This window comes from Pseudomonas sp. AC083 (genome assembly GCF_979253165.1).
Genome location: NZ_CEEDDH010000001.1, coordinates 319207 through 344985 on the forward strand (window position 1 = coordinate 319207; position 25779 = coordinate 344985).

The window sequence follows — 25779 nt, forward strand, 5'->3', positions numbered from 1 at the left end:
TTCATGTCGGCACAAGAAACATCCGATAGAGCCCTGTTCGAGTTGGGCAAGCGCCTGCTCGACAGTGGTTATCACTTCATTACCCCAACGCCATTGACCCACGAACGTTATCTCCAACGCTTTGCCACGCCGCTGGCCAAGGATCTGCGCGATGTGTTTGGTTGGTCGATGCCGTTTCCTTCAGAGCTATTTCGCGCAGAGGAACTGGCCACGCTGGAGCAGGCCGGCGCAGTCGAACGCGATGGCGCCGTGTGGCGCAGCCATGTGCGCTGGTCGACGCTGAATGACCGCTTGTTCGCCCACTCGGCGTTTCCGACGACGGCGAGCGACGCGGTGTTCTTCGGCCCCGACACTTACCGCTTTGCTCAGGCCATCGAAGCGCAATTGCAGCAGCGCTTTTCGCCGATCAGGCGCGCGGTGGACATCGGCTGCGGAAGCGGCGCCGGCGCGGTGGTCATGGCCAAGGCACGTCCTGATGCCGACGTGCTGGCGGTCGACATCAATCCGCGGGCGCTGCGCATGAGTGCGGTTAACGCCGAGCTGGCGGGCGCAAACAATGTGTCGGTGTATCACAGCGATCTGCTCGCCAGTGTCGAAGGGCAGTTCGATTTGATCATCGCCAATCCGCCGTACATGAACGACGAGCAACAGCGCGCCTATCGCCACGGCGGCGGGGCGCTGGGTGAGGGTTTGTCGGTGCGGATCGTGCGTGAGGCGTTGCCACGACTGGAGGTAGGCGGCACGTTGCTGGTGTACACCGGCGTGGCGATCGTCGCCGGGCAGGATCCGTTCCGCGAGGCCGTGGCGCCTCTGCTCAAGGGCGAGCGTTTTGGCTGGACTTATCGCGAACTCGATCCGGATGTGTTCAGCGAGGAACTGCTCAAGCCTGAATATGAGCGCGCCGAGCGAATCGCCGTGGTCGCACTGACGGTAACCCGCGAGCAGTGACCGATAGTTGGGCCACTGCTCGCGCGGTGGCCTTCAGCGATTTCTGATGCGCGAGATCGTCAGCAGGCAAACCCCTACCAGCATCGCAGCCCCGGCCACCAGAAGCGGTGAAGGGCGAATTGGCTGCCGCGAGATACGCTCGATGCGCCCGGCGAGGGAAGCGCGCACTGGCGCAGCAGGTTCCGCCAGATAAGGCGCTTCTTCAATCTCCAGCCGTAAGCCGTCCGGCATTACCAGCGTCAGCCCTTCGATCGTGCCGGCAATTCGGCCCGGATAAACCGGCTCACCGGTCGGGTCGAGCTGGTCGTAGAAGAATATTTGCCCTTCAAGCCAGCCGATGGCGGTCTGCAACTCGGGTCCCAGGTAATACTTTCCATCGAGAAAAAAGCCAGAGAATTGCGGCGCGCGCTCGACGCTTTCAATTCGATAGCGCTGACCTGGTTTCATACCGGTTTCTGGGGCGATCATGGGGGTTCCTCCGTTATTGGTAAGCGATAGAGGAGCGCGTGCCAAGCGTGGTTCCATTGAAATGAGCAACGGGCGTTTGTATGGATTCAAGTGTGCTATAGCTTTACACGCAAACGCGCAAGACAGTTTTTCACAGTTGAGGGTTCACTATCGGTTACGAACTGTGGCTAAAATGCCACCCTTTCACCGAGCGCCCGGAAACGGCGCGGGCCATGGACGCGCCCTGTGCATCAAGACCGCTGCATAAGACGCTGGGCCTCAGGTCGCCACGCGCGCAGTTTGTTCACTTTTGACGTGTGACCCTTTTCCGTGAAACTCATCATTGCCGCTGTTTATGTCATCTCCATTGCTTACGTTCACTTGCGTGGACGCGTGCGCCACAAGCTGGGGCGGCAATTGAGCGACCACTCGACGTTCCTCGCGCCGATCAACTGCTTCCTCTATCTGTTTTCCAGGATGCCCAACAAGCCGTATCTGAATCCGGCGGATTTCCCCGATCTGAGCCCGTTGCAGGCGAACTGGGAAGAGATTCGCGAGGAAGGCCAGAATCTGTTGCGTGCCGGCGAGATCAAGCGCTCGAATCAGTATGACGATGTCGGCTTCAACTCCTTCTTCAAGACCGGCTGGAAGCGCTTCTACCTCAAGTGGTACGGCGACAGTCACCCATCGGCGATGAAGCTGTGCCCACGCACCACCGAACTGGTGCAGAGCATCGGGTCGATCAAAGCGGCGATGTTTGCCGAGCTGCCACCGGGCTCCAAGCTGGTGCGCCATCGCGATCCGTACGCGGGGTCCTACCGTTATCACCTGGGCCTGGATACGCCGAACGATCCTGGCTGCTATATCAACGTCGACGGCGAGAACTATCACTGGCGCGATGGCGAAGCGGTGATGTTCGACGAGACGTTTATTCATTACGCAGAGAACACCACGGATCAGAATCGCATCATTCTGTTCTGTGATATTGAGCGGCCGTTGAAGTACCGCTGGGCGGCGGCGTTCAACCGCTGGTTCAGCCGCACGGTGATGTCAGCGGCGGGCGCGCCAAATGATGCGGGGGACAAGACCGGTGGTATCAACCGCTTGTTTACCAAGATCTACAAGATCCGTTTGCGCGGCAAAGAGTTGAAGAAGCGCAACCGTACGCGGTATTACCTCGAGAAATGGGCGATTTTTGCCGCGTTGCTGGCGATCTTCATTCTGATCTGAAGGCTTGCGGCGTCGGTACCGGCCTCTTCGCGAGCAGGCTCGCTCCCACAATCTGGAATGCGTTCCCCTGTGGGAGCGAGCCTGCTCGCGAAGGCGGCTTCACTTCAAACATACCTCTAGCTGGCCCAAAGCTTACTCCCCGGACGCTTTCCGAGTCTTCTTCGCCGGCGCCGCCTTACTGGTTGATTTAGCCTTGGGCTTGGCCGGTGCCTTGCCACCGAGGCTGCGCTTGAGCAGTTCGGTCAAGTCGATAACATCGGCAGTCTTGCGCTCTTCCTCGCCAGTGGCGGTCTCGACGTCCTCGATCTTGCCTTCGTGGGCTTTCTTCTCGACCAGCGCCATGATCTTGTCTTCGAACTCGTCCTTGTAGTCCTCCGGCGACCACTCCGAGGTCATGTCTTCAACCAGACGTTTAGCCATGTCCAATTCGCCCTTGGCCAGTTGCGGTTTGGTCACTTCGCTGCCCAGCGCCAGCTCATCGAGGCTGCGCACTTCCTGCGGCCAGCGCAGTTTCACCAGAACCAGCGCCGACTCCAGCGGCATCAACGCGGCCAGGTATTGACGGGTATGCAGGACAACGCGGGCGAGGGCGACCTTGTTGGTTTTGCTCAGGGTTTCGCGCAGCAACGCGTAGACCTTGCCGCCGCGCTTGTCCGGTGCCAGGTAGTAGGGCGTATCGATGTTCTGCAGCGGAATCTGCTCGGCATCGACGAACGAGAAAATGTCGATGGTCTGCGTGGAAACCGGGTGCGCCGAGCGGATTTCTTCCTCGCTGAGCACCACATATCGGCCCTTTTCGTAGGCCACGCCTTTGACGATGTTCTCTTTGGTGACTTCCTTGCCGGTGACCTTGTTGATGCGTTTATAGCCCACCGGGTCCATGCTGCGGCTGTCGAGCCAGTCGAAGTCCACGCCTTGGGACGACGTCGCTGAAACCAGCGCCACGGGGATGTGTACCAGTCCAAAACTGATTGCGCCTTTCCAGATTGCCCGAGCCATGACTTGTCCTCCGAGTGATGATCAGGTGACCCGTGGCGCGGTGAGAAAGTTTCCAGTGATTGCGCAGCGTCCAGCGGTACGGTCAAGCCGTGTTACATGTTGTTTAAGACGCGAGGGTTAACAAATCCGAACCCACGGCGTAGCGTGGGCTCCAAGGCTCTAGTCCACGCACATCGAGAGGTATTCCTCATGAATCGTTTTCTGATTGGCATCGCCGTCCTGGCCCTCAGTGGCGGTCTGGTGCATGCCGATGTCGTGCTGGCGCAAAGCCCCACCGGCAACAGCAATAACCCTTACAACAGCCCGATCCGCCGGGCCAACCCCAACAGCATGCAGGGCACCCAGCCCAGTGCTCCGCCCCTTCGCGGGCCGAACACCGTTCCCGTGCCACGTCAGCCAACCCTTGAAAATCGCGGTATCGGCAATGGCCAGCCCATTCGCTCGGTGCCGAGCAATCCGCCAACCTTCATTCCCAACCCGCCCCCACGGGGCACCGGCAGCAACCGTTGAACGGCAGGACTGAGGTCCTGTCAGCCTTTCACACGAACAAAAGGAATCGTGCATGTTGCGTAAAACCCTTCTAGCCACCTGTTGCGCCGCCGCGCTGATCAGTGCCCCGGCCTTCGCCGCCGCGCCTAAAGAGCTTAAAAGCGAACAGGGCATTCTTGAAGTCACCACCGTTGCCCAGGGCCTGGAACATCCGTGGGCGCTGGCATTTCTGCCTGATCAGAAGGGCATGCTGGTGACCGAGCGCCCGGGGCATCTGCGCGTCGTGAGCAAGGACGGCAAACTGTCGGAGCCGATCAGTGGCGTGCCGCAAGTCTGGGCCAAAGGGCAGGGCGGTTTGCTTGATGTGGCACTGTCGCCGGACTTCAAGCAGGACCGCATGGTCTACCTGTCGTATGCAGAAGGCGGCGGTGAGGGCGGCAAGGCTGGTACGGCGGTAGGGCGCGGACGGCTTTCCGATGACCTGAAGACGTTGAAGGACTTCAACGTGATCTTCCGTCAGGAACCGAAACTCTCAGTGAGCAACCACTTCGGTTCGCGGCTGGTGTTCGATCGCGACGGGTATCTGTTCATCACCCTCGGCGAAAACAATGATCGGCCGACTGCGCAGGACCTCGACAAGTTGCAAGGCAAAGTCGTACGCATCTTCCCGGACGGCAAAGTGCCGGACGATAACCCTTTCGTTGGCCAATCCGGTGTCCGGCCTGAAATCTGGTCCTATGGCCTGCGCAACCCGCAGGGCGCGGCGCTCAATCCGTGGACCGGCACGCTGTGGGAGAACGAACACGGGCCACGTGGCGGTGATGAAGTGAACATCATCGAGCGCGGCAAAAACTACGGCTGGCCGTTGGCGACCCATGGCATCAATTACTCGATGCAGCCCATTCCAGAGGCCAAGGGCAAAACTGCTGAAGGCACCGTGGCGCCGCATCATGTCTGGGAAAAATCCCCGGGGGTTACCGGCATGGCGTTCTACGACGCCGATCGCTTCACCCCGTGGCAGCACAACGCGTTCATCGGCGCACTGGTGACCCAGGAACTGATTCGCCTGCAGTTCGATGGTGACAAGGTGGTGCATGAGGAGCGTTTGCTGGGTGAATTGAATCAGCGCATCCGCGATGTGCGCCAAGGGCCGGATGGCTATCTGTATGTGCTGACGGATGAAGAGAATGGCTCGCTGTACAGGCTGGGGCTGAAATAAGCCAATCGATCGTTCCCACGCTCTGCGTGGGAATGCAGCCCGGGACGCTCTGCGTCCCAAAAAGATCGCAGCCTTCGGCTGCTCCCCAATGAGCCGCGCCCGTCAGTCCCGCATTTGGCCGAACCGCCGCCCCGTTGCCTTGTTATAGTTCGGGCCTTATTTCCCAGCCCGGTAAAGGATCACTGCCATGACTCAATACTCCGCCTTCAGCGTCGAACTGGCCGATAACATCGCGCATGTGCAGATCAATCGCCCGGAAAAGATCAACGCAATGAACGCGGCGTTCTGGAGCGAGATCATCGAGATCTTCCAATGGATCGACGATACCGACGAAGTCCGCGTGGTGGTGCTCAGCGGTAATGGCAAACATTTTTCTTCCGGCATTGACCTGATGATGCTTGCCGGTGTCGCCAATGAACTGGGCAAGGACGTGGGCCGCAATGCGCGCCTGTTGCGGCGCAAGATCCTCAATCTGCAAGCCTCGTTCAACGCTGTCGACAACTGCCGCAAACCGGTGCTTGCTGCGATTCAGGGCTATTGCCTGGGCGGGGCGATCGATCTGATCTCGGCTTGTGATATGCGTTATGCCGCCGAGGACGCGCAATTTTCCATCAAGGAAATTGACATCGGCATGGCCGCTGACGTCGGTACGCTGCAACGGTTGCCGCGAATCATCGGAGACGGCATGCTGCGTGAGCTGGCTTACACCGGTCGCACCTTTGGCGCCGAGGAAGCACGCAGCATGGGCTTGGTCAATCGCGTCTACAGCGACAAAGACACACTGCTCGAAGGCGTGTTCGACATTGCCCGCGACATCGCGGCGAAGTCGCCGATTGCCGTGACCGGCACCAAGGAAATGATCAGCTACATGCGCGACCACCGAATCGACGATGGTCTCGAATACGTTGCCACCTGGAACGCCGCCATGCTGCAATCTAACGATCTGCGCGTGGCCATGGCCGCCCACATGAGCAAACAGAAACCCGAATTTCTGGATTGAGTTAACCATGACCTCTCGCTGGACCACTGCAGTACTCGACACTGATCAACCCGGCGGCTGGGCCGTAGCGCGCAGCCCGGAAGGCTTTCTGTTCGATGACAATGGCGCACTGTTCCCGCGCGAATGGCTCAAGCGCCAGGACCTTCCAGTCCTCGCCGAGCATGGGATTGGTCATCTGGATGGCGAACCGGTCTATCTGCTTGAGTTGCGCAGTGTCAGCGAAGTGCCCGGATGCGGCTGGAAAGGCCTGCGAGCGTTCATGCTCGAAGGCGATCACACGCTGTACAAAGTGCTCGGTTATGCCGCACAGATCGGCACTTGGGCTCGCGAACACCGCTTCTGCGGCAACTGCGGGCAGCCGATGACGCAAGTGCCGCGTGAACGAGCGATGTATTGCCAGCCGTGCGAGCTGCGCAGTTATCCGCGCATTTCACCGAGCATGATCGTGCTGATCACCCGTGGCGACGAAATTCTTCTGGCGCGCTCGCCGCGTTTCGTCACCGGGGTTTACAGCACGCTGGCCGGCTTCGCCGAGCCGGGGGAATCAGCCGAGGATTGCCTGATTCGCGAAGTTCGCGAGGAAGTGCAGATCGAAGTGAAGAACATCCAGTACATCGGCAGCCAGTGCTGGCCGTTCCCGCATTCGATGATGCTCGGCTTCCATGCCGAATATGCCGGTGGCGAAATTGTCTGTCAGGAAGACGAGATCGAAGACGCCCAGTGGTTCAACGTGCACGAGTTGCCGCCGTTGCCAGCGTCGCGTTCGATTGCCCGTTACCTGATCGACGTCTATGTGGCGCGGCGCTTAGGCCACGCTGAACCAGTGTTGCCAGGCTAGGCGCACAGTCAGCCCGAGCACGACGGTGATGAACACCGGACGAATGAATTTGGCGCCGCCGCTGATCGCGGTGCGCGCGCCAAAGAAAGCCCCGACCATCACCGACAGGCCCATGCACAGGCCGATGATCCAGTCGACTTGTCCGGAGAAGATGAACACCGACAGCGCCGCGATGTTGCTGACGAAGTTCATGCTCCGCGCCACGCCGCTGGCCTTGACCAGATCGATCGGGTACAGCAGCAGACTGCTCACGGTCCAGAATGCGCCCGTGCCGGGGCCGGCCACGCCATCGTAGAAACCGAGGCTGAAGCCTTGGGTCGATTGCCATTTCTTTTTGATCGGCGCGTCGCTGTCGAGCGGCGCTTTCGGCGTGCCGCCAAACAGCAAATACAGGCCACAGGCGAAAACGATCACCGGCAGCATCTTGTTCAGCCATTCGGCCGGCAGGTAATGCGCAACCACCGCGCCAGTCAGCGCGCCGACCAAGGTGCCGACAATGGCGTGGGTCCACTGGCGTGGATGAAACAGTTTGCGTTTGTAGAAGGTGAAGCTGGCGGTCGCCGAACCGAAGGTCGAGCTCAGCTTGTTGGTGCCCAGCACCAGATGCGGCGGCAGGCCCGCCGTCAGCAGCGCCGGCGTGGTCAACAGACCGCCACCGCCCGCGATGGCATCGATGAAACCGGCAAGGAAAGCAACAGCAGCCAGAATGGCCAGGGTGGTGAGGTCAACGCTGAGTTCGAAAGGCATGGAGTCGGCTTATTCGGCAAGGCGCAGAAAGTAGGCTGCGGGGAGGGCGATTATGTTACCTGTATCGAACTGCGGCGGCGAGCCAGAGCATGCCGTCGTCAACTACGCTCTGGAATACGTTCCTGTGTAGGAGCTGCCGAAGGCTGCGATCTTCCGGGACGCAGAGCGTTCCGGCTGCTGCGCGTGGGAACGATCAAATCAAGATCAAAAGATCGCAGCCTTCGGCAGCTCCTACACAGGGGTGGGTTGGCTTTAGAGACCGAGTTCACTCAGCCCCGGATGATCATCCGGCCGGCGCCCCAGCGGCCAGTGGAATTTGCGCTCGCTTTCCTTGATCGGCATGTCATTGATGCAGGCATAGCGCTGGAACATCAGGCCGTTGTCATCGAACTCCCAGTTCTCGTTGCCGTACGAGCGGAACCAGTTGCCGGAATCGTCGTGCCATTCATAGGCATAACGCACCGCGATACGCGTATCGGAGTAGGCCCAGAGTTCTTTGATCAAACGATAATCCAGTTCCTTCGCCCATTTGCGCGTCAGAAACGCCTTGGCCTCTTCGCGGTTGTTGGCGAACTCGGCGCGATTGCGCCATTTGGTGTCGAGGGTGTAAGCGAGCGAAACCTTTTCCGGATCGCGGCTGTTCCAGCCATCCTCGGCCAGACGCACTTTCTCGATGGCTGAAGCATGGTTGAACGGGGGCAATGGCGGACGTATCTGGGCTGCAGTCGACATGTTCAATCTCCTGATTCATTTAATGTTTGAACAACAAGTCCGGCTTGCTAAGAGTTACAGGCCCAATAACTTTCGCGCCATGCATTGCGCATTATCGGCGGCACTGTGATCACCCATCACAAGCGCTACGGTAATGGCGCCTTCAATCAGGATCAGCAACTGTCTGGCCAGCAGTTGCGGATCCTCGGCGCCATATTCGGTACATAGCTCGCACACGTAGTCGAGCAGCTTCTGTTTGTGTTCTTTGGCCACCAGTCGCACTGGATCCTGTGGATCACCGGTTTCGCCGCTGGTGTTGATGAAGGCGCAGCCGCGAAAGCCTTCCGAGTCGAACCAGCCCTTGAGCACGGTAAACAGGTTGAGCAGGCGATCGGCCGGGGTTTCGGCCTGGCGGACAGCACTTGTGAACCAGTGCATCCAGCGAATATCGCGTCGCTGAAGGGCTGCGACAACCAGTGCGTCCTTGTCGGCAAAGTAACGGTAGATGCTTTTTCTGGAGACGCCGGCGGTCTTCACCAGAAGATCCATGCTGGTGGCAGCGATGCCACTTTTGTAGATCAACTTTTCGGTGACATCCAGAATGATGTCGCGTGTGTCATTGCTGATTGATTCGTTCATGTGGCGAACAGTAGAACGACTGTTCTCCTTGGTCAAGCGAATTTCTTCAGCGTGTGTGAAAACGCTTTCGCGAGCACGCTCGCTCCCACAGGGGAATGCATTTCAACGGTGGGAGCGAGCCTGCTCGCGAAGGGGCCATTACGGACACTGACAAGACCCGGCGCAGACGATGGTGTAAGCTCTCAAACTCTTCGGAATCGAACCTTGCGAGCCTTATGCCGTTGCTTTTCAAACGTTCTCTGCTGCCCAAACTGCGCAGCTTCGCGCTGACCGCCGAGGCGGTGAGCATTCTGTCCAGTGCTGCCGAATTCCGACGCTGCCTGCTCGAGCAAATCGCCGCAGCGACGCAGCGCATATACATCGTTGCGCTGTATCTGCAGCAGGACGAAGCCGGTCAGGAAATCCTCGATGCCCTGCACGCAGCCAAGCTCAAGCGTCCCGAGCTGGAAATCGCCGTGGTGGTCGACTGGTTGCGTGCCCAGCGCGGTTTGATTGGTGCCGGCAAGCAGCCGGGCAACGCCGCCTGGTATCAGGACATGACCCGCACGCATCAGAGCGAAGTGCCGATCTACGGCGTGCCGGTGCAGACCCGCGAGCTGTTCGGCGTGCTGCACCTCAAAGGCTTCGTGATCGACGACAAGGTGGTCTACAGCGGCGCGAGCCTGAACAACGTCTACCTGCACAAACTCGACAAGTACCGTTTCGACCGTTACCACGTGCTGCACAGTCGCGAGCTGGCGGATTCGATGCATCACCTGGTCAAGCATGGCCTGATCGAATCGAAAGCCGTGCACCGCCTCGACCTGCCCAACCTGCCGACTACCCGCAGCCTGCGCAACGACATCGGTGACCTGCGCAGTCGCCTCAAGTATGCGACCTATGACACCGGCGCCGGCAGCACCAGCCGAGAAGGTCTGTCGGTCACGCCACTGCTCGGCGTCGGCAAGAACAACCCGCTGAACCGGGCGATTCTCGAACTGATCGCTAGCGCGCAAAAGCAGCTGACCATCTGTACGCCATACTTCAACCTGCCACTGGGCGTGATCCGTGAGATCAACCGCGCGCTGGCCCGTGGCGTGAAGATCGACATTGTGGTCGGCGACAAGACCGCCAACGATTTCTACATTCCGCCGAGCGAGCCGTTCAAGGTGATCGCCGCGCTGCCGTATCTGTACGAGATCAGCCTGCGCCGCTTCGCCAAACGCCATCAGCACAGCATCGACAGCGGCCAATTGAACCTGCACTTGTGGCGCGACGGTGACAACACCTATCACCTCAAAGGCATGTGGATCGATCAGCGCTACACCTTGCTGACCGGCAACAACCTCAACCCACGGGCGTTTCGCCTCGACCTGGAAAACGCGCTGCTGATCGAAGACCCGAAAGGCGAGTGGCTGGAGCCACGGGCGAAAGAGCTGGAAAACATCTTCCGCCATACCACGCGGATCGACAGTTTCCAGGCGCTAGAAACGCTGCCGGATTACCCGGCAGGGGTGGCGAAGTTTCTCAAGCGAGTGAGTCGGGTGAGGATTGAGCGGTTGCTTTACAGGATTCTCTAGCGCGTCCGAAATTGCTTTCGCGAGCAGGCTCGCTCCCACAGGGAAATGCATTCCAACTGTGGGAGCGAGCCTGCTCGCGAAGGGGCCAGACCAGAGGCTAAAAAATCAGTTCAGACCCAACTTCCCGCGCATCATCGACAAATCTTCCGCCAGCGTATTCACCGGCCCGACCAGCGCTTTGCGGTCGTTGTCCTTGACCTTGTCATAGGTCTCAAATCCGCCATCCGAAGTCTTGTACTTGGCCAGAATCCTGTCGACCGTGGCGAAGTTCTTGTCGACTTTCGCTACGAATGCCTTGTCCTGCTGTTCGATCTGCGGGCGGAACAGATCGACGATCTTCTTGGCGCCGTCGATATTGCCCTGGAAGTCATACAGGTCGGTGTGGCTGTAGCGGTCCTCCTCGCCGGAAATCTTCGTCGCCGCCACTTCTTCCAACAGTGCGGCAGCGCCGCCAACGACTTTTTCCGGCGGGAAGGTCAGACCGGCCACACGGGTTTGCAGATCCTGCACGTCTTTGTTCAAACCGTCGGCCAATGCGTTCAGGCCTTTGGTGGATTTCTCCGCGAACAACGAATATTCGATGCGGTGAAAGCCAGTGAAGTCCTCGGCCTTTACGCCTTTTTCGTGATCGTCGACGCGAGAATCGATGGACGCATCGAGATCGCTGAACAGCTCGGCAATCGGCTCGATCGACTCGTAATACACCCGCGTCGGCGCGTAGAGCTTCTGCGCGGTCGCCAAGTCGCCTTTCTTCACTGCGTCGGTGAACTGCTGGGTGTGGCTGGCCAGTTCATCGAGCTTTTCGGTGACGTAAATCTTGTAGTCCGACACCGGTCCCACCAGATCCAGCGGTGCAGTCGCGGCAAACGCCGACAGAGGGGTGTTGAGCAAACCAAGGGTCAGCAATAACGCGAGTGGCGTCTTTTTCATGGGGCGGCTCCAGTGTCGGTTGGGTGTCATGCGGTTTTGTTTTGGGAGGTGGCAGCGAGTAACGTGCGACCGATGAAATCGTCATCGCCGGTAGCGCCGGGCAGGGTGAAGAAATAACCGCCGCCGACCGGTTTGAGATATTCCTCAAGCGGCTCGCCATTGAGTCGGGTTTGCACGGTGATAAAGCCTTTTTCCAGATCGGCCTGATAGCAGATGAACAGCAGGCCCATGTCGAGCTGGCCGTTCTTGTTGACGCCGTTGGAGTAGTTGAACGGCCGCCGCAGGATCAAATTGGCCTGGGTCGCGGCGGTGCGCGGGTTGGCCAGACGAATGTGCGCATCGAGCCTGGTCAGCTTGCCGGCCGGATCCTTGCTGTAATCCGGCACTTCGCTTTCCTTGTGGCCGCCGATGGGCGCGCCGCTGCTCTTGACCCGGCCGAGAATGCTTTCCTGCTCCTGCAAGGGCGTGCGATCCCAGCGCTCGACGAAGTTGCGGATGATGCGCACCGCTTGATAACTGCCGTGAGCAGCCCAGGCCGGTTCGTCACTGTCCGGTTGTACCCAGACAATCCGCTCCATGGCCTTGGCGTCGTTGGAATCAGGGTTGGCCGAGCCATCGCGAAAACCGAGAAAGTTGCGTGCCGACTGCGCCGGTACACCGGGTTTGGCCGGCGCTTGCGGCGGGACGCTGCCTTCCTGTTTCCAGCGCACCAGCAGCAGGTCAGGAAGATTCTTGACGATGTCGCGCAGGGCGTGAATGTTGGTGTCGGCGGTGTTGGCGCAGAACTGCAGGCTCAGGTCGCCATGGCAGCAATCGGCGTCCAGCGCATCATTGGGAAAGCCGACCATGCGTTGCAGACGCCTGGGCTTTGCCGCCGCCAGACCGAAGCGCTCGTCGAACAGCGAATCGCCGACGGAAACGGTGATGGTCAGGTTGTCCGGGGTGACCACCGGGCCGAGGATGCCGGAGTCCAGCGGTGGCAGTTTCGGGTCGACCTGCGCGACCGGGCCGCCTTTCATCAAAAACGCGATGCGTTCGTTCAAGGTGCGGAACAGCCGCTCGAGGTCTTCGCGATCGCTGGCCAGCACATCGAACGCCACCAGCATCCCGGAGGCCGGGCGCGGGGTGACGATGCCGGCCTGGTGCACACCGTGGAAGTCGTGGCGGTCTTCGGTCTTGTCGCTGCTCGGCGCTTCGGTGACTTGCGCAGGCTGCGCGGCCATGGCCGGGCAGCTCAGCGCCGATCCGGCAAGGGCGACACCGGCGGCGCCCATGCCCATCAGCACGCGACGTCGTTGCAGGTTGAGAGGTTCTGAATCGTTCATCTGTCGTGGTCTTCTGCTTACAGGCCGGAAAGGCCGAGGGCGGGGTCGATGCCATCCATTGCCGTGGCCAGAGCCTTGGCTTTGGCGGCAATCTGCTGGCGTTGCGCGGCGGTCACGGCGTCGTAACTGACGTAGCCATCGGCGGATTTGAACGCGTTGAGCTGGTTGTCGAAGTCACTCATGGCCTGGTCGACATTCGCCAACACGTCAGCGGAGGATTTGCTCAGCATCGGGCGCAACAGGTCGACGACCTTGCGCGCGGTCTGCGCGTTGGCGGCGAAACCGTTGAGATCGCTGTGGCTGTAGCGTTCTTCCTCGCCGCTGCCGGCGCGCACCTCGGCGAGGCTGTTGAGGTTGCGCACGAGGATGCCCACCAGTTGCTCCGGCGGCAGTGACTGCGCGAGCAACTGTTGCTTGAGGGTGGTGACATCTGCGAGCAAGCGCTGGGCAATCGGCGTGACATCGTCGAGATTGCGCTGCTGGAACAGCGCGTATTCGAGGCGATGGAAACCGACAAAGGCCGGATCCTGCTCGCGCTTTTCGAAATAATCGGCGCGGGCATTGATCTGATTGTCCAGCTCGGCCAGGCGCTGCGCCGCCGGCGCCAGACGCTGATAGGCAGCACGCGCCGGCAGGTACAACGCTTGCGCCTGCGCCAGATCACCACTGGCGACCGCCTGATTCAGCGCCGTCGCCGCTTTGATCAACGCGCTGCCCTGAACGGCCAGATACACGCGAAATTCCGACAGCGGCCCGACGAAAGCCACCATCGACGGCTTGGCCTTGGCGGCGGCATCGGAAGCGGCCGTCGGTGTGACGTGCAAAGTGCCGCGCGGGTTGCTGAGCAAGCCGCAAGTGATCGCATAGTCGCCCGGTTGCAGGTTGGCGTTGATCACCTGGCTCAGGCCCGGCGCGATGTTTTCCCGCTCTTCGACCACCAGCACGCCGTCGAGAATTTCCCACTCGACCGCACGCTCGGAGCGGTTGACGATGCGGAAACTGGCGCGGCCGGCGGGCACCGTCAGGGCATTCGGCTCGCAACTGTGCGGGTGGATGTTGACGACGATTTCGTCGTGGTTGTGCTGACGCTTGGCGGCGGCCATGTTCGAGGCGTACCAGAACAGCCCGCCGGCGGCGATCATCAGCAGCACCGAGCCGGCCAGCGCCCAACGCAGGGCCGGAGGGGTTTGGGTTGTAGACATGAAGGGCCTTATTGGCTGGAAACGGAAGTGGTTGGCGTCGCCTGGCGAGGCGCGGGCATGAAGAACATCACCAGTGCCAGCAGCAGATAAATCAGGTACGCGCCCAAGGTGCTGACGGTCGGCGCATCCTGATAACCGAACATGCCGGCCAGCACCGAGCCCAGCGGGCCGTCCATCGGCAGCGTCGCGCTGAAGTCGAACAGCACCGTTTGCAGGTGATTCCACAGCCCGGCTTCATGCAGCGCCTGCACCGAGTTGGCGAGAATCCCGGCGGCGACCACAAGGATGAACAATCCGGTCCACTTGAAGAACGCCGAAAGATTGAGGCGCATGCTGCCGCTGTAGATCAGGAAACCGACGATCACCGCCAGGATCAGGCCGAGCAGGGCGCCAATCGGCGCACCCGGGCCTTCGCTTTGCTGGAACACGGCGAGCAGGAAGAACACCGTTTCCAGGCCTTCGCGAGCGACGGCGAAGAAGACCATGGCGATCAATGCAATCACCTGATGCCTGGATTGCGTCAGCGCCTGATCCAGCGAGGCTTGCAGCGAGTGCTTGATCGACCGCGCGACCTTGCGCATCCAGAACACCATCGAACTGAGAATGCCCACGGCGACCAGACCGACCACGCCTTCGAACAACTCCTGCTGCTTTTGCGGGAATTCAGCACTGACCAGCTCCAGACCACCGCCGACCAGCAGGGCAAGGGCGGCGGCGAGGAAGACGCCGATCCATACCGCTGGCATCCATTGACCGCGGCCGGTCTGTTGCAGGTAACTGGCAATGATGCCGACGATGAGCGCGGCCTCGATGCCTTCGCGCAACATGATCAAAAAGGGAACGAGCATTGGCGAGCCACAGCGATTTAGATAGGAGGCTAAGTTGTAACATAATGACACTCATTCCCAAATGGCATTCATTGACATTTAGCTGAACCTTAGCTGAACAACTGTCATTCCTGCTCGCGAATGCGGTATGCCTGTGACATTTGTTTATCTGACACACCGCGTTCGCGAGCAGGCTCGCTCCCACATTGGCCCTGCGGTGACTTCAGCAGCTGGGTTAAGATGCCCACCACCCAAAAAACAATAAGGCTCACCTCGCTCCATGGCAGAAAAAGACACCATTGCCATTCAACTGGTGCGCGAAGCGCTGCTGCAAAGTTGCGCCCCGGGCGCGGCGACGGATGAGGCGTTGACCAAGGTCGGCATCGATCCGGCTTTGTTAGCGGCCGATGAGGGCAGGGTGCCGGCCTCGCAATACGCCAGACTCTGGCGCCTGCTGGCACGACGCGGTGATGACGAGTTCTTCGGCATGGACCCACGCCCGCTCAAGTCCGGCAGCCTGGCGTTTCTGTGTCGCAGCGCCATGGCGCAACCGACGCTGGCGGCGGCGCTGGATACCGGTTTGACGTTCCTTTCGCTGATGCTGGAAAAACTGCCGGCGCAACTGGTGCATCAGCAGAGCCTGGCGGAAATCGTCCTGCTCGAAGACGACGCCGAACCGCGCCGCGCCTTTACCTATTTCACTTACTGGATGATCGTGCACGGCGTGGCGTGCTGGCTGGCCGGGCGGCGGATTCCGATTCTGGCGATTGAACTGCGCTGCGCCGAACCTGATTTCACTGACGACTATCGGGTGATGTTTTCGGAAAACCTGCGCTTCGAACGTCCGCGCACACGAATGATCTTTTCCGCTGATTGCCTCGATCTGCCGGTCAAGCGCAGTGCCGAAGAACTCAAGCGCTTCCTGGCCCAGGCTCCGGCGAACATTCTGGTCAAGTACCGCGACCCCGACAGCCTCGCCAGCCGGATCAAGCAGGATCTGCGGCAAGTGCCCGCGGAGCATTGGCCGGAAACCGAGGCGCTGGCCCAGCAACTGTGCATGTCCGCGTCGACATTACGCCGGCGTCTGGCTGAGGAAGGGCAGACCTATCAGGGCCTCAAGGACAGTGTGCGCAAAGAGCTGGCGATCACCTGGCTGGCAGAGCCCTCGATCAGTTTCGTCGAGATTGCTGCACGGCTGGGTTTTGCTGATGCCAGTTCGTTCTACAAGGCGTTTCGCAAATGGTCCGGGTCGAACCCGGGGCATTACCGCACCCTGATCCTCAATGAGGTGGTCTGACCCGACGCCTCCGCGAGCAGGCTCGCTCCCACATTTTTGAAATGCGGTCTCCTGTAGGAGCTGCCGAAGGCTGCGATCTTTTGATCTTGTACTTGATGGTAAAAATCAAGATCAAAAGATCGCAGCCTCGTTGCACTCGTCAGCTCCTACAGGGCATGCGGCCCCAACCTCTTGGCCAAACCAGTCAGCCACTTTGATAACTTTGACCATTGCCCCGAGCCCCGCGCGGCGCGACTATCCCTGTGTTGTTTACGGTTCCCAGCCTAATAAAAACACCGAGGGATTCTGGCAATGCGCGATTACTTGTCTGCCACCGAACAGTTCGATTATCAGCACACCGTCGACGCGTCACTGCGCGGCACGCTTGCGGCACTCAACGCCTGCGTCGAGTGTTGCGACCGCCATGCCTTGCCCGGGCGCATTGCGTTGTTCTGGGAAGGTCGCGACGGCTCAAGTGCGACTTACACCTTCACTGATCTGCAAGACAAAGCCGCGCGTTTCGCCAACTTCCTTCTCGCCCAGGGCGTGCAGAAGGGCGATAAAGTCGCTGGCCTGCTGCCACGCAATATCGAATTGCTCATCACCGTGCTCGCCACCTGGCGCATCGGCGCGGTGTACCAACCGCTATTCACCGCGTTCGGCCCCAAAGCCCTCGAACATCGCCTGAACAGTTCCGGGGCGAAAGTCGTGATCACCGATGCGGTCAATCGCCCCAAGCTCAATGAAGTCAGCGCATGCCCGACCATCGTCACCGTGGCCGGCGCCAAAGGTCAGGGCATTGTTCGCGGTGATTTCAGTTTCTGGGCTGAGCTGGCGAACCATTCCAATGTTTGCGAGCCGGTATTGCTGACCGGCGAAGACCCGTTCCTGTTGATGTTCACCTCGGGCACCACGGGGCCGGCGAAAGCGCTGTCAGTGCCGCTCAAAGCCATCGTCGCCTTCCAGAGCTACACCCGTGATGCGGTGGACCTGCGCCCTGAAGACGCGTTCTGGAATGTCGCCGATCCGGGATGGGCCTACGGCATTTATTTCGGCGTCACCGGGCCGTTGGCGCTCGGACACCCGATCACCTTCTACGATGGCCCGTTCACCCTCGAAAGCACCTGCCGGGTGATCAACAAATACGGCATCACCAATCTCACCGGCTCGCCCACTGCCTATCGTTTGCTGATTGCCGGTGGCGAGGATTTCGCCAAATCGATCAAGGGCAAACTGCGCATCGTCAGCAGCGCAGGCGAGCCGCTGAACCCGGAAGTGATCCGCTGGTTCGCCGACAACCTCGACGTGGTCATTCACGATCATTACGGCCAGACCGAACTGGGCATGGTGCTGTGCAACCACCACGGCCTCGAGCACCCGGTGCATGTCGGCGCGGCCGGTTTCGCTTCGCCGGGCCATCGCATCGTCGTGCTCGATGAGCAGTACAACGAACTCGGCGTCGGTCAACCCGGCATTCTTGCCATCGACCGTCCGCAGTCGCCGATGTGCTGGTTCGGCGGCTACGAAGGCGCGCCGACCAAGGCCTTCGTCGGCAACTACTACCTGAGCGGCGACACCGTGGAGTGGAACCCGGACGGCAGCATCAGCTTCGTCGGCCGCAGTGATGATGTGATCACTACTTCGGGCTACCGCGTCGGCCCGTTCGACGTGGAAAGTGCCCTGATCGAACACCCGGCCGTGGTCGAAGCGGCGGTCGTCGGCAAGCCCGACCCGGAACGCACCGAACTGGTCAAAGCCTTCGTCGTGCTGAGCGCGCAGTACCGCGCCGCGCCGGAGCTGGCCGAAGAACTGCGCCAACACGTGCGCAAGCGTCTGGCCGCGCATTCGTACCCACGTGAAATCGAATTTGTCAGCGAATTGCCCAAAACCCCGAGTGGCAAATTGCAGCGCTTTATCTTGCGCAACCAGGAAATCGCCAAGGCTCAAGAGGCCGCGGCGCACAACGTTTCAGCTTGAATCCAAGGAAACACCGTCATGCAGATCGAGAACAAGGTTTTTATCGTCACCGGCGGCGCGTCAGGCCTCGGTGCCGCCAGCGCTGAATTGCTGGTCAGTGCCGGCGCCAAAGTCATGCTGGTCGACATGAACGCCGAAGCCGTCGCCGCTCAGGCTCAGCGCCTTGGTGCGCAAAGCGTGGTTGCCGACATTAGCAATGAGGCGGCTGCCGAAGCGGCGGTCCAAGCGACGATCGCCGCGTTTGGCAGCGTCAATGGCCTGGTCAATTGCGCCGGCATCGTCCGTGGCGAAAAAATCCTCGGCAAGAACGGCCCGCACGCACTCAGCAGCTTCGCGCAAGTGATCAACGTCAACCTGATAGGCAGTTTCAACATGCTGCGCCTGGCCGCTGCGGCGATTGCCGAAAGCGAAGCCAATGCTGGCGGTGAGCGCGGAGTAATCATCAACACCGCCTCGGTCGCAGCGTTCGACGGCCAGATTGGCCAGGCCGCGTACTCGGCATCCAAAGGCGCGATCGCCAGCCTGACCCTGCCGGCCGCCCGCGAACTGGCGCGCTTCGGCATCCGCGTGATGACCATCGCACCGGGCATTTTCGAAACGCCGATGATGGCCGGCATGACCCCGGAAGTGCGCGACTCGCTGGCCGCGGGTGTGCCATTCCCGCCGCGTCTGGGCAAGCCTGCCGAATACGCCGCGCTGGTGCGCCACATCATCGAAAACAGCATGCTCAACGGCGAGGTGATCCGTCTCGACGGCGCCTTGCGCATGGCCGCCAAGTAAGGAGGATTAGTCATGACTATGTCCAATGATCCGATTGTTATCGTCAGCGCCGTCCGCACACCGATGGGCGGTTTTCAAGGTGAACTGAAAAGCCTCAGCGCACCGCAACTCGGCGCGGCGGCGATCAAGGCTGCGGTCGAACGCGCCGGTGTTGCCAGCGATGCGGTTGATGAAGTGCTGTTCGGCTGCGTACTGCCCGCCGGCCTCGGCCAGGCGCCGGCACGTCAGGCTGCGCTGGGCGCCGGGCTGGATAAATCGACGCGCTGCACCACGGTCAACAAGATGTGCGGCTCGGGCATGCAGACCACCATCATGGCTCACGACATGCTGCTTGCCGGCAGTGCCGATGTGGTGATCGCGGGCGGCATGGAAAGCATGTCCAACTCGCCGTACCTGCTCGATCGCGCCCGCGCCGGCTATCGCATGGGCCATGGCCGCGTGCTCGATTCGATGTTCCTCGACGGCCTCGAAGACGCCTACGACAAGGGCCGCCTGATGGGCACCTTCGCCGAGGATTGCGCCGAAACCAACGGCTTCAGCCGCGAAGCGCAGGATGCTTTCGCCATTGCCTCGACCACCCGCGCGCAACAGGCGATCAAGGATGGCAGCTTCAAGGACGAAATCGTCCCGCTGACGGTGACCGTCGGCAAAGAGCAGGTAGTGATCAGCAACGATGAACAGCCGCCGAAAGCCAAACTCGACAAGGTTGCCTCGCTGAAACCGGCGTTCCGCGAGGGCGGCACGGTCACCGCAGCCAACTCCAGCTCGATCTCCGACGGCGCGGCGGCGCTGGTGCTGATGCGCCAGTCCCACGCGCAGCAACTGGGCCTCAAGCCGCTGGCGGTGATCCATGGGCATGCTGCGTTCGCTGATACACCGGGCTTGTTTCCCACCGCACCGATTGGCGCGATAAAGAAACTGGTGAAGAAGACCGGTTGGACGCTGGATCAAGTGGATCTGTTTGAAGTGAACGAAGCGTTTGCCGTGGTCGGCATGGCGGCGATGACGCACCTGGAGATTCCCCACGACAAGCTCAATGTGCATGGCGGCGCCTGCGCGCTGGGGCATCCGATCGGTGCGTCGGGGGCGCGGATTCTGGTGACGTTGCTCGCAGCGCTGCGGCAGAAACAGCTCAAGCGCGGCATTGCAGCGATCTGCATTGGCGGTGGCGAAGCTACGGCCATGGCTGTGGAATGCGTTTACTGAAGGCATCGCCGATCAACTGTGGGAGCGAGCCTGCTCGCGAAGACGTCGTTTCAGCCGGCACATGCGTGACTGATACACCGCTTTCGCGAGCAGGCTCGCTCCCACAGGGTTCTATGTCGTACTCAGATTTCAAGGACTCACCATGATCCCCAACGAAGACCAAACCCAGATCCGCGAAATGGCCCGGCAGTTTGCCGAGGAACGGCTCAAGCCGTTCGCCGCCGAGTGGGATCGCGAACACCGTTTCCCCAAGGAAGCCATCGCCGAGATGGCCGAGCTGGGCTTTTTCGGCATGCTCGTGCCGGAGCAGTGGGGCGGCTGTGACACCGGCTACCTCGCGTACGCCATGGCCCTGGAAGAAATCGCCGCCGGCGACGGTGCCTGCTCGACGATCATGAGCGTGCACAACTCGGTCGGCTGTGTGCCGATTCTCAAGTTCGGCAATGACGACCAGCGCGAGCGCTTCCTCAAACCATTGGCCAGCGGCGCCATGCTCGGTGCGTTCGCGCTGACCGAACCGCAGGCCGGTTCCGATGCCAGCAGCCTGAAAACCCGCGCCCGCCTGGAAGGCGATCACTACGTGCTCAACGGCTGCAAACAGTTCATCACCTCCGGGCAGAACGCCGGCATCGTGATCGTGTTTGCCGTGACCGACCCGAGCGCCGGCAAGCGCGGGATCAGCGCGTTTATCGTGCCGACCGACTCGCCCGGCTACAAAGTCGCGCGGGTCGAAGACAAACTCGGCCAGCACGCCTCCGACACCTGCCAGATCCTCTTCGAAGATGTGAAAGTGCCGGTCGCCAATCGGCTGGGCGAGGAGGGCGAGGGCTACAAGATCGCCTTGGCCAACCTCGAAGGCGGCCGCGTCGGTATCGCCTCACAAGCTGTCGGTATGGCCCGCGCCGCGTTCGAAGCCGCCCGTGATTACGCCCGCGAGCGAGACACCTTCGGCAAGCCGATCATCGAGCATCAGGCCGTGGCGTTCCGCCTGGCGGACATGGCCACGCAAATTGCCGTTGCCCGGCAAATGGTGCATTACGCCGCAGCCTTGCGAGACAGCGGCCAACCGGCGCTGGTCGAGGCGTCGATGGCCAAGCTGTTCGCCTCGGAAATGGCCGAGAAGGTCTGTTCCATGGCCTTGCAAACCCTCGGCGGTTACGGTTACCTCAACGACTTCCCGCTGGAACGCATCTACCGCGACGTGCGCGTCTGCCAGATCTACGAAGGCACCAGCGACATTCAGCGCATGGTCATTTCGCGCAATCTCTGACAAGGAATTATATTCATGACTTACGAAACGATTCTGCTGGAAACCCGCGACCGCGTCGGCCTGATCACCCTCAACCGGCCGCAGGCGCTGAACGCGCTCAATGCGCAACTGGTTAGCGAAGTGAACCACGCGCTCGATACGCTGGAAGCCGATGCGCACATTGGCTGCATCGTCCTCACCGGTTCGAAAAAAGCTTTCGCTGCCGGCGCCGACATCAAGGAAATGGCTGAGCTGACCTATCCGCAGATCTACATGGACGACCTGTTCAGCGACAGCGATCGAGTGGCCAACCGGCGCAAGCCGATCATCGCCGCGGTCAATGGTTTCGCCCTCGGCGGCGGCTGTGAACTGGCGCTGATGTGCGACTTCATTCTGGCTGGCGACAACGCCAAGTTCGGCCAGCCGGAAATCAACCTCGGCGTGCTGCCGGGCATGGGCGGCACCCAGCGCCTGACCCGCGCCGTGGGCAAAGCCAAAGCCATGGAAATGTGCCTGAGCGGGCGCATGATCGATGCGGTGGAAGCCGAGCGTTGCGGCATCGTCGCGCGGATCGTGCCGAGCGATGAGCTGCTTGATGAAGCGCTGAAAGTCGCAGCGGTGATCGCTGGCAAGTCACTGCCGATTGCGATGATGATCAAGGAGAGTGTCAACCGCGCGTTCGAGGTCAACCTGACCGAAGGCGTGCGTTTCGAGCGTCGAGTGTTTCATGCGGCGTTTGCGACGCAGGATCAGAAGGAAGGGATGGCGGCGTTTATTTCCAAGCGTGAGGCTGCATTCCAAGGTAAATAGTGTATGACCTTCAAAAGCCCCTCACCCTAGCCCTCTCCCGGAGGGAGAGGGGACTGACCGCGTGATATGGGCGAATTACGCCGACCTGAAAGGTTGCCGCTGAATCCGTAACCGACTCGGTCGGCTCCCTCTCCCTGGGGAGAGGGCTGGGGTGAGGGGAAGGGCCAACGCCATTACAACTGGTAGTTCTTCAAATCCCGCGCAATCACCATCCGCTGTATCTCGCTCGATCCTTCATAAATCTGGGTAATCCGCGCATCGCGGTAGTACTTCTCGACCGGGTAATCCTCCAGATAGCCATAGCCGCCATGGATCTGGATCGCCGACGAACAGACCTTCTCGGCCATTTCCGAAGCAAACAGCTTGGCCTGCGAAGCCTCGGACAAGCATGGTTTGCCCGCCGTCCTCAGCCGCGCCGCATGGAGGATCAGCAACCGTGCGGCGTTGATTTGCATGTGCATGTCAGCCAGCAGATTGGCAATGCTCTGGTGCTCGATGATCGGCTTGTCGAATTGCACCCGGTCTTTCGAGTAGGCCAGCGCCGCTTCAAACGCTGCCCGAGCGATGCCCAATGCCTGCGCGGCGATGCCGATGCGTCCGCCTTCAAGGTTGGACAGGGCAATCGCCAGGCCTTTGCCACGCTCGCCGAGCAGATTGGCCTCGGGGATGCTGCAGTTGTTCAGCGTCACCGCGCAGGTGTCGGAAGCACGGATGCCCATCTTGTGTTCGGTGCGATCGACGATGAAACCCGGCGTGTCGGTCGGCACCAGAAACGCCGAAAGGCCTTTCTTGCCCTGCTCCGGGTCGGTCACCGCAAAGACGATCGCCAGTTTTGCCCGTTTGCCATTGCTGACAAATTGCTTGGCGCCGTTGATCACCCACTGGCCGTCGCGCAATTCGGCACGGGTGCGCAGGTTGTGCGCTTCGGAACCGGCCTGGGGTTCAGTCAGGCAGAAGCAACCGATGGTCTGCCCACTGGCCAGATCGGCCAGCCAGGTCTGTTTCTGTTCGGCGCTGCCGTAGTTGAGCACAGGGCCGCAGCCTACCGAGTTGTGAATGCTCATGAACGCGCCGGTCGCGCCATCGCCGGCAGAGATTTCCTCAACCGCAAGCGCATAAGCGACGTAATCGACGTAGGTGCCGCCCCATTCCTCGGGCACGACCATGCCGAGCAGGCCCAGCTCGCCCATCTTCGCCACCAGGGCGTCGTCGATCCAGCCAGCCTTTTCCCAGGCCTGGGCGTGGGGCGCGATTTCGCCACGGGCAAAATCCCGGGCCATGTCGCGGATCATCACTTGTTCTTCAGTCAGTTCGAGATCGTGCATGACTCAGCTCCCGCTCTCATCAAAACCATGGAAGAAGCTCGCAACCTGCGCAGCGTCCAGCTCAGCGACGGTCGGCGGGTTCCAGCGCGGTGACTTGTCCTTGTCGATCAACAGGGCGCGCACGCCTTCGATCAGGTCGCCACGGGCAAACCACTGGCGGTCCAGATGCAGCTCCAGCGCAAAGCAATTCTCCAGACTCAAATGTCTGCCGCGACGGAGCATTTCCAGGGTTACGGCCATGGCCAGCGGCGAGCGGGTTTCCAGCAGATCCGCCGTGGTGACCGCCCATTCGTGGCTGTCGGCGACAGTGACGGCGCGCAATTGCTCGATCATGCTCGGCACGTCGGGCAGGGCGAAGAAGTGGTCGATGGCCGGGCGCAACGCTTGGAGGGGCGCATCGGGCAGGGTTTGCACGGCGTGCTTGGCCAGCAGGTTCTGCAGCGACTTCAGCGGCGTGTCCTGCCACTCCATCTGATCGAGTTTTTCGTCGAGCAGGGCCAGTTTGCTGCTGTCCAGATACCAGTCGGCGAGGCCGCAGTACAGCGCATCGGCCGCGCGAATCTGCACGCCGCTGACCCCCAGATAAATCCCCAGTTCACCGGGAATGCGTGGCAGGAAATAACTGCCGCCGACGTCAGGGAAATAACCGATGGCCACTTCCGGCATCGCCAGACGGCTCTTCTCGGTGACCACGCGCAGATCGGCGCCTTGCACCAGGCCCATGCCGCCGCCTAGGACAAAACCGTCCATCAAGGCCAGCACCGGTTTGCGGTAGTGATGAATGGTCAGGTCGAGGGCGTATTCCTCGACGAAGAAATCTTCGTGCAGCGTGTCGCCGCTCTTGTAGCTGTCGTACAGCGAACGAATATCACCGCCGGCGCAGAAAGCCTTTTCCCCGGCACCGCGCAATACCACGGCGTGAACATCGGCGTCAGACGCCCAGGCATCGAGCTGCTGTTGCAGCAGGCGCACCATGTCCAGAGTGATTGCATTAAGGCCCGCAGGGCGGTTGAGGGTCAGGTGGCCGATATGATTGCGCACCTCGGCCAGCACGTCGTTTGGTATGGCATCCATGGACGGGGTCCGCCGGGATGAAGCCTGAGCTGTCATCAGTAACTCCCTGCTTTTATTGTCTTTATTCGAAAAGCCCGCGCGCGGGCGTTAGCGGATCGTAACAGTGCAAATTTGTCGTGTACAACGGGGATATGTGCAGGGGGAATCTGCGTTTTTATCTTAGCGCCGCTGTCCGTGTAGGAGCTGACGAGTGCAACGAGGCTGCGATCTGTTGATTTCAAAAAACAAGATCAAAAGATCGCAGCCTCGTTGCACTCGTCAGCTCCTACAAACGGATCATCTGAACGTTTCGGTAATGCTGCGGCGCTTGGCGTGCAGTTCGCTAGCGTGGATCAGGCGTTCGAGGTCTTCGGGGGTGACGTCGATGAAGGCTTCCATGTCGGCCAGCGCCAGTTTCAAGTCTTCGGCGGTAATCGCCTGGCGGTCGACCGGGACCACTGGCGGTGCCGGGTCGGCAGCGCGTTTCGGATAACGGATGCGGGTCAGGTTGTTATAGGCCAGCGCGCTGACGAGCATGCATAGGGCGCCGAGCATCACCGGCTCCATGGCTTTCCAGTCCATGGCGATGGTCGCAGGGTCGGCGAGCACCAGTGTCAATGCCAATGCGCCGGCCGGTGGGTGCAGGCAACGCAGCCAGCACATCAGAATCACCGCCATGCCGGCGGCAAGGCAGGCGCTGCCCAGTGTTCGGCCGAGCACGTGAGCGACCAGCAGGGCGACCACGCCAGCACACAGGTAGCCGCCGAGAATCGACCATGGCTGGGCGAGGGCGCCCGAGGACACGGCGAACAGCAGCACCGCCGAAGCGCCGAGCGGGCCGATCAGGTGAAACGCAACGTCATGGCCGAACACCTGCGCGCACATCCATACGCTGAACAGCGTGCCCAGGGCCATGCCGATCGCGGCACGGCTCCATTCAGTGGGGCGGGTGTTGATGGCAGCGGGCAACCAGCGAGCAAGCATGTAGAACTG

25 protein-coding genes are annotated in these 25779 nt (G+C 60.8%); 13 read left to right on the forward strand and 12 right to left on the reverse strand.

Annotation, left to right across the window (positions count from 1 at the left end; genetic code table 11):
* Nucleotides 1-3 precede the first annotated feature (3 nt).
* Nucleotides 4-948, forward strand: a complete 945-nt coding sequence (locus tag AC0IXA_RS01335) for a methyltransferase (RefSeq protein ID WP_122507330.1) — start codon at nt 4-6, stop codon at nt 946-948.
* A gap of 33 nt (nt 949-981) precedes the next feature.
* Here the strand turns inward: AC0IXA_RS01335 and AC0IXA_RS01340 are convergent, their stop codons facing one another.
* Nucleotides 982-1416: a short chain dehydrogenase gene (locus AC0IXA_RS01340; RefSeq protein ID WP_206420296.1), complete on the reverse strand. Its 435-nt coding sequence runs from the start codon at nt 1414-1416 to the stop codon at nt 982-984.
* A gap of 309 nt (nt 1417-1725) precedes the next feature.
* Between AC0IXA_RS01340 and lpxO the strand changes: the two genes are divergently transcribed.
* A complete protein-coding gene (gene lpxO, locus AC0IXA_RS01345; RefSeq protein ID WP_471811264.1) occupies nt 1726-2625 on the forward strand; it encodes a lipid A hydroxylase LpxO in 900 nt (299 codons plus the stop codon).
* Between the two features lie 132 nt (nt 2626-2757).
* Here the strand turns inward: lpxO and ku are convergent, their stop codons facing one another.
* Nucleotides 2758-3624: a non-homologous end joining protein Ku gene (ku, locus tag AC0IXA_RS01350; protein ID WP_039762960.1), complete on the reverse strand. Its 867-nt coding sequence runs from the start codon at nt 3622-3624 to the stop codon at nt 2758-2760.
* A 189-nt stretch (nt 3625-3813) separates the two neighbouring features.
* On the opposite strand from ku, the gene AC0IXA_RS01355 reads away from it, so the two are divergent.
* From AC0IXA_RS01355 to nudC, 4 genes are all read left to right on the forward strand, one after another.
* On the forward strand, nt 3814-4134 hold the full coding sequence (locus AC0IXA_RS01355; protein WP_471811266.1) for a hypothetical protein: 321 nt from the start codon (nt 3814-3816) through the stop codon (nt 4132-4134).
* 52 nt (nt 4135-4186) lie between these two features.
* Complete coding sequence (locus tag AC0IXA_RS01360; RefSeq protein WP_133337823.1) at nt 4187-5332, forward strand: PQQ-dependent sugar dehydrogenase; 1146 nt, start codon at nt 4187-4189, stop codon at nt 5330-5332.
* Between the two features lie 187 nt (nt 5333-5519).
* Nucleotides 5520-6332: a crotonase/enoyl-CoA hydratase family protein gene (locus tag AC0IXA_RS01365; RefSeq protein WP_122612736.1), complete on the forward strand. Its 813-nt coding sequence runs from the start codon at nt 5520-5522 to the stop codon at nt 6330-6332.
* 7 nt (nt 6333-6339) lie between these two features.
* Nucleotides 6340-7170 (forward strand): NAD(+) diphosphatase, encoded by an 831-nt coding sequence (gene nudC, locus AC0IXA_RS01370; protein WP_471811268.1) that lies wholly within the window; start codon nt 6340-6342, stop codon nt 7168-7170.
* Here nudC and AC0IXA_RS01375 read toward each other — a convergent pair.
* From AC0IXA_RS01375 to AC0IXA_RS01385, 3 genes are all read right to left on the reverse strand, one after another.
* The gene (locus AC0IXA_RS01375; RefSeq protein WP_016774706.1) at nt 7138-7917 is read right to left on the reverse strand and encodes a TSUP family transporter; all 780 of its coding nucleotides are present in this window, start codon (nt 7915-7917) and stop codon (nt 7138-7140) included. The two genes, nudC and AC0IXA_RS01375, sit on opposite strands and share 33 nt — an antisense overlap.
* A 252-nt stretch (nt 7918-8169) precedes the next feature.
* Nucleotides 8170-8649 carry a nuclear transport factor 2 family protein gene (locus tag AC0IXA_RS01380; RefSeq protein WP_305380774.1) on the reverse strand — a complete coding sequence of 160 codons (480 nt, stop codon included), beginning with the start codon at nt 8647-8649 and terminating at the stop codon, nt 8170-8172.
* A gap of 54 nt (nt 8650-8703) precedes the next feature.
* Complete coding sequence (locus tag AC0IXA_RS01385) at nt 8704-9267, reverse strand: TetR/AcrR family transcriptional regulator (protein WP_471811270.1); 564 nt, start codon at nt 9265-9267, stop codon at nt 8704-8706.
* A gap of 215 nt (nt 9268-9482) precedes the next feature.
* Between AC0IXA_RS01385 and pssA the strand changes: the two genes are divergently transcribed.
* Nucleotides 9483-10826 (forward strand): CDP-diacylglycerol--serine O-phosphatidyltransferase, encoded by a 1344-nt coding sequence (pssA, locus tag AC0IXA_RS01390; RefSeq protein ID WP_471811272.1) that lies wholly within the window; start codon nt 9483-9485, stop codon nt 10824-10826.
* A gap of 105 nt (nt 10827-10931) precedes the next feature.
* Here the strand turns inward: pssA and efeO (AC0IXA_RS01395) are convergent, their stop codons facing one another.
* The 4 genes from efeO (AC0IXA_RS01395) to efeU are packed head-to-tail and all read right to left on the reverse strand — an operon-like array spanning nt 10932 to nt 15131.
* Complete coding sequence (gene efeO, locus AC0IXA_RS01395) at nt 10932-11756, reverse strand: iron uptake system protein EfeO (RefSeq protein ID WP_471811274.1); 825 nt, start codon at nt 11754-11756, stop codon at nt 10932-10934.
* Between the two features lie 26 nt (nt 11757-11782).
* Nucleotides 11783-13081, reverse strand: coding sequence for an iron uptake transporter deferrochelatase/peroxidase subunit (gene efeB, locus AC0IXA_RS01400; RefSeq protein WP_471811276.1), 1299 nt, complete (start codon nt 13079-13081; stop codon nt 11783-11785).
* A 17-nt stretch (nt 13082-13098) separates the two neighbouring features.
* Nucleotides 13099-14283, reverse strand: a complete 1185-nt coding sequence (gene efeO, locus AC0IXA_RS01405; RefSeq protein WP_471811278.1) for an iron uptake system protein EfeO — start codon at nt 14281-14283, stop codon at nt 13099-13101.
* A gap of 8 nt (nt 14284-14291) precedes the next feature.
* On the reverse strand, nt 14292-15131 hold the full coding sequence (efeU, locus tag AC0IXA_RS01410; protein WP_041480384.1) for an iron uptake transporter permease EfeU: 840 nt from the start codon (nt 15129-15131) through the stop codon (nt 14292-14294).
* Nucleotides 15132-15390: 259 nt separating this feature from the next.
* On the opposite strand from efeU, the gene AC0IXA_RS01415 reads away from it, so the two are divergent.
* From AC0IXA_RS01415 to AC0IXA_RS01440, 6 genes are all read left to right on the forward strand, one after another.
* The gene (locus AC0IXA_RS01415; RefSeq protein WP_471811280.1) at nt 15391-16407 is read left to right on the forward strand and encodes an AraC family transcriptional regulator; all 1017 of its coding nucleotides are present in this window, start codon (nt 15391-15393) and stop codon (nt 16405-16407) included.
* Nucleotides 16408-16698: 291 nt separating this feature from the next.
* Complete coding sequence (locus AC0IXA_RS01420) at nt 16699-18363, forward strand: AMP-binding protein (RefSeq protein ID WP_471811282.1); 1665 nt, start codon at nt 16699-16701, stop codon at nt 18361-18363.
* Nucleotides 18364-18381: 18 nt separating this feature from the next.
* A complete protein-coding gene (locus AC0IXA_RS01425) occupies nt 18382-19143 on the forward strand; it encodes an SDR family NAD(P)-dependent oxidoreductase (RefSeq protein ID WP_471811284.1) in 762 nt (253 codons plus the stop codon).
* A 12-nt stretch (nt 19144-19155) separates the two neighbouring features.
* Nucleotides 19156-20349 carry an acetyl-CoA C-acyltransferase gene (locus tag AC0IXA_RS01430; protein ID WP_281121235.1) on the forward strand — a complete coding sequence of 398 codons (1194 nt, stop codon included), beginning with the start codon at nt 19156-19158 and terminating at the stop codon, nt 20347-20349.
* Nucleotides 20350-20491: 142 nt separating this feature from the next.
* On the forward strand, nt 20492-21619 hold the full coding sequence (locus tag AC0IXA_RS01435; RefSeq protein ID WP_024012949.1) for an acyl-CoA dehydrogenase: 1128 nt from the start codon (nt 20492-20494) through the stop codon (nt 21617-21619).
* Between the two features lie 15 nt (nt 21620-21634).
* The gene (locus AC0IXA_RS01440; RefSeq protein WP_471811286.1) at nt 21635-22408 is read left to right on the forward strand and encodes an enoyl-CoA hydratase; all 774 of its coding nucleotides are present in this window, start codon (nt 21635-21637) and stop codon (nt 22406-22408) included.
* A 173-nt stretch (nt 22409-22581) separates the two neighbouring features.
* Here the strand turns inward: AC0IXA_RS01440 and AC0IXA_RS01445 are convergent, their stop codons facing one another.
* From AC0IXA_RS01445 to AC0IXA_RS01455, 3 genes are all read right to left on the reverse strand, one after another.
* A complete protein-coding gene (locus tag AC0IXA_RS01445) occupies nt 22582-23733 on the reverse strand; it encodes an acyl-CoA dehydrogenase family protein (protein ID WP_471811288.1) in 1152 nt (383 codons plus the stop codon).
* 3 nt (nt 23734-23736) lie between these two features.
* Nucleotides 23737-24843, reverse strand: a complete 1107-nt coding sequence (locus AC0IXA_RS01450) for an enoyl-CoA hydratase/isomerase family protein (protein ID WP_110600601.1) — start codon at nt 24841-24843, stop codon at nt 23737-23739.
* A 240-nt stretch (nt 24844-25083) separates the two neighbouring features.
* Nucleotides 25084-25770, reverse strand: a complete 687-nt coding sequence (locus tag AC0IXA_RS01455) for an HPP family protein (protein WP_471811290.1) — start codon at nt 25768-25770, stop codon at nt 25084-25086.
* Nucleotides 25771-25779: the final 9 nt, after the last annotated feature.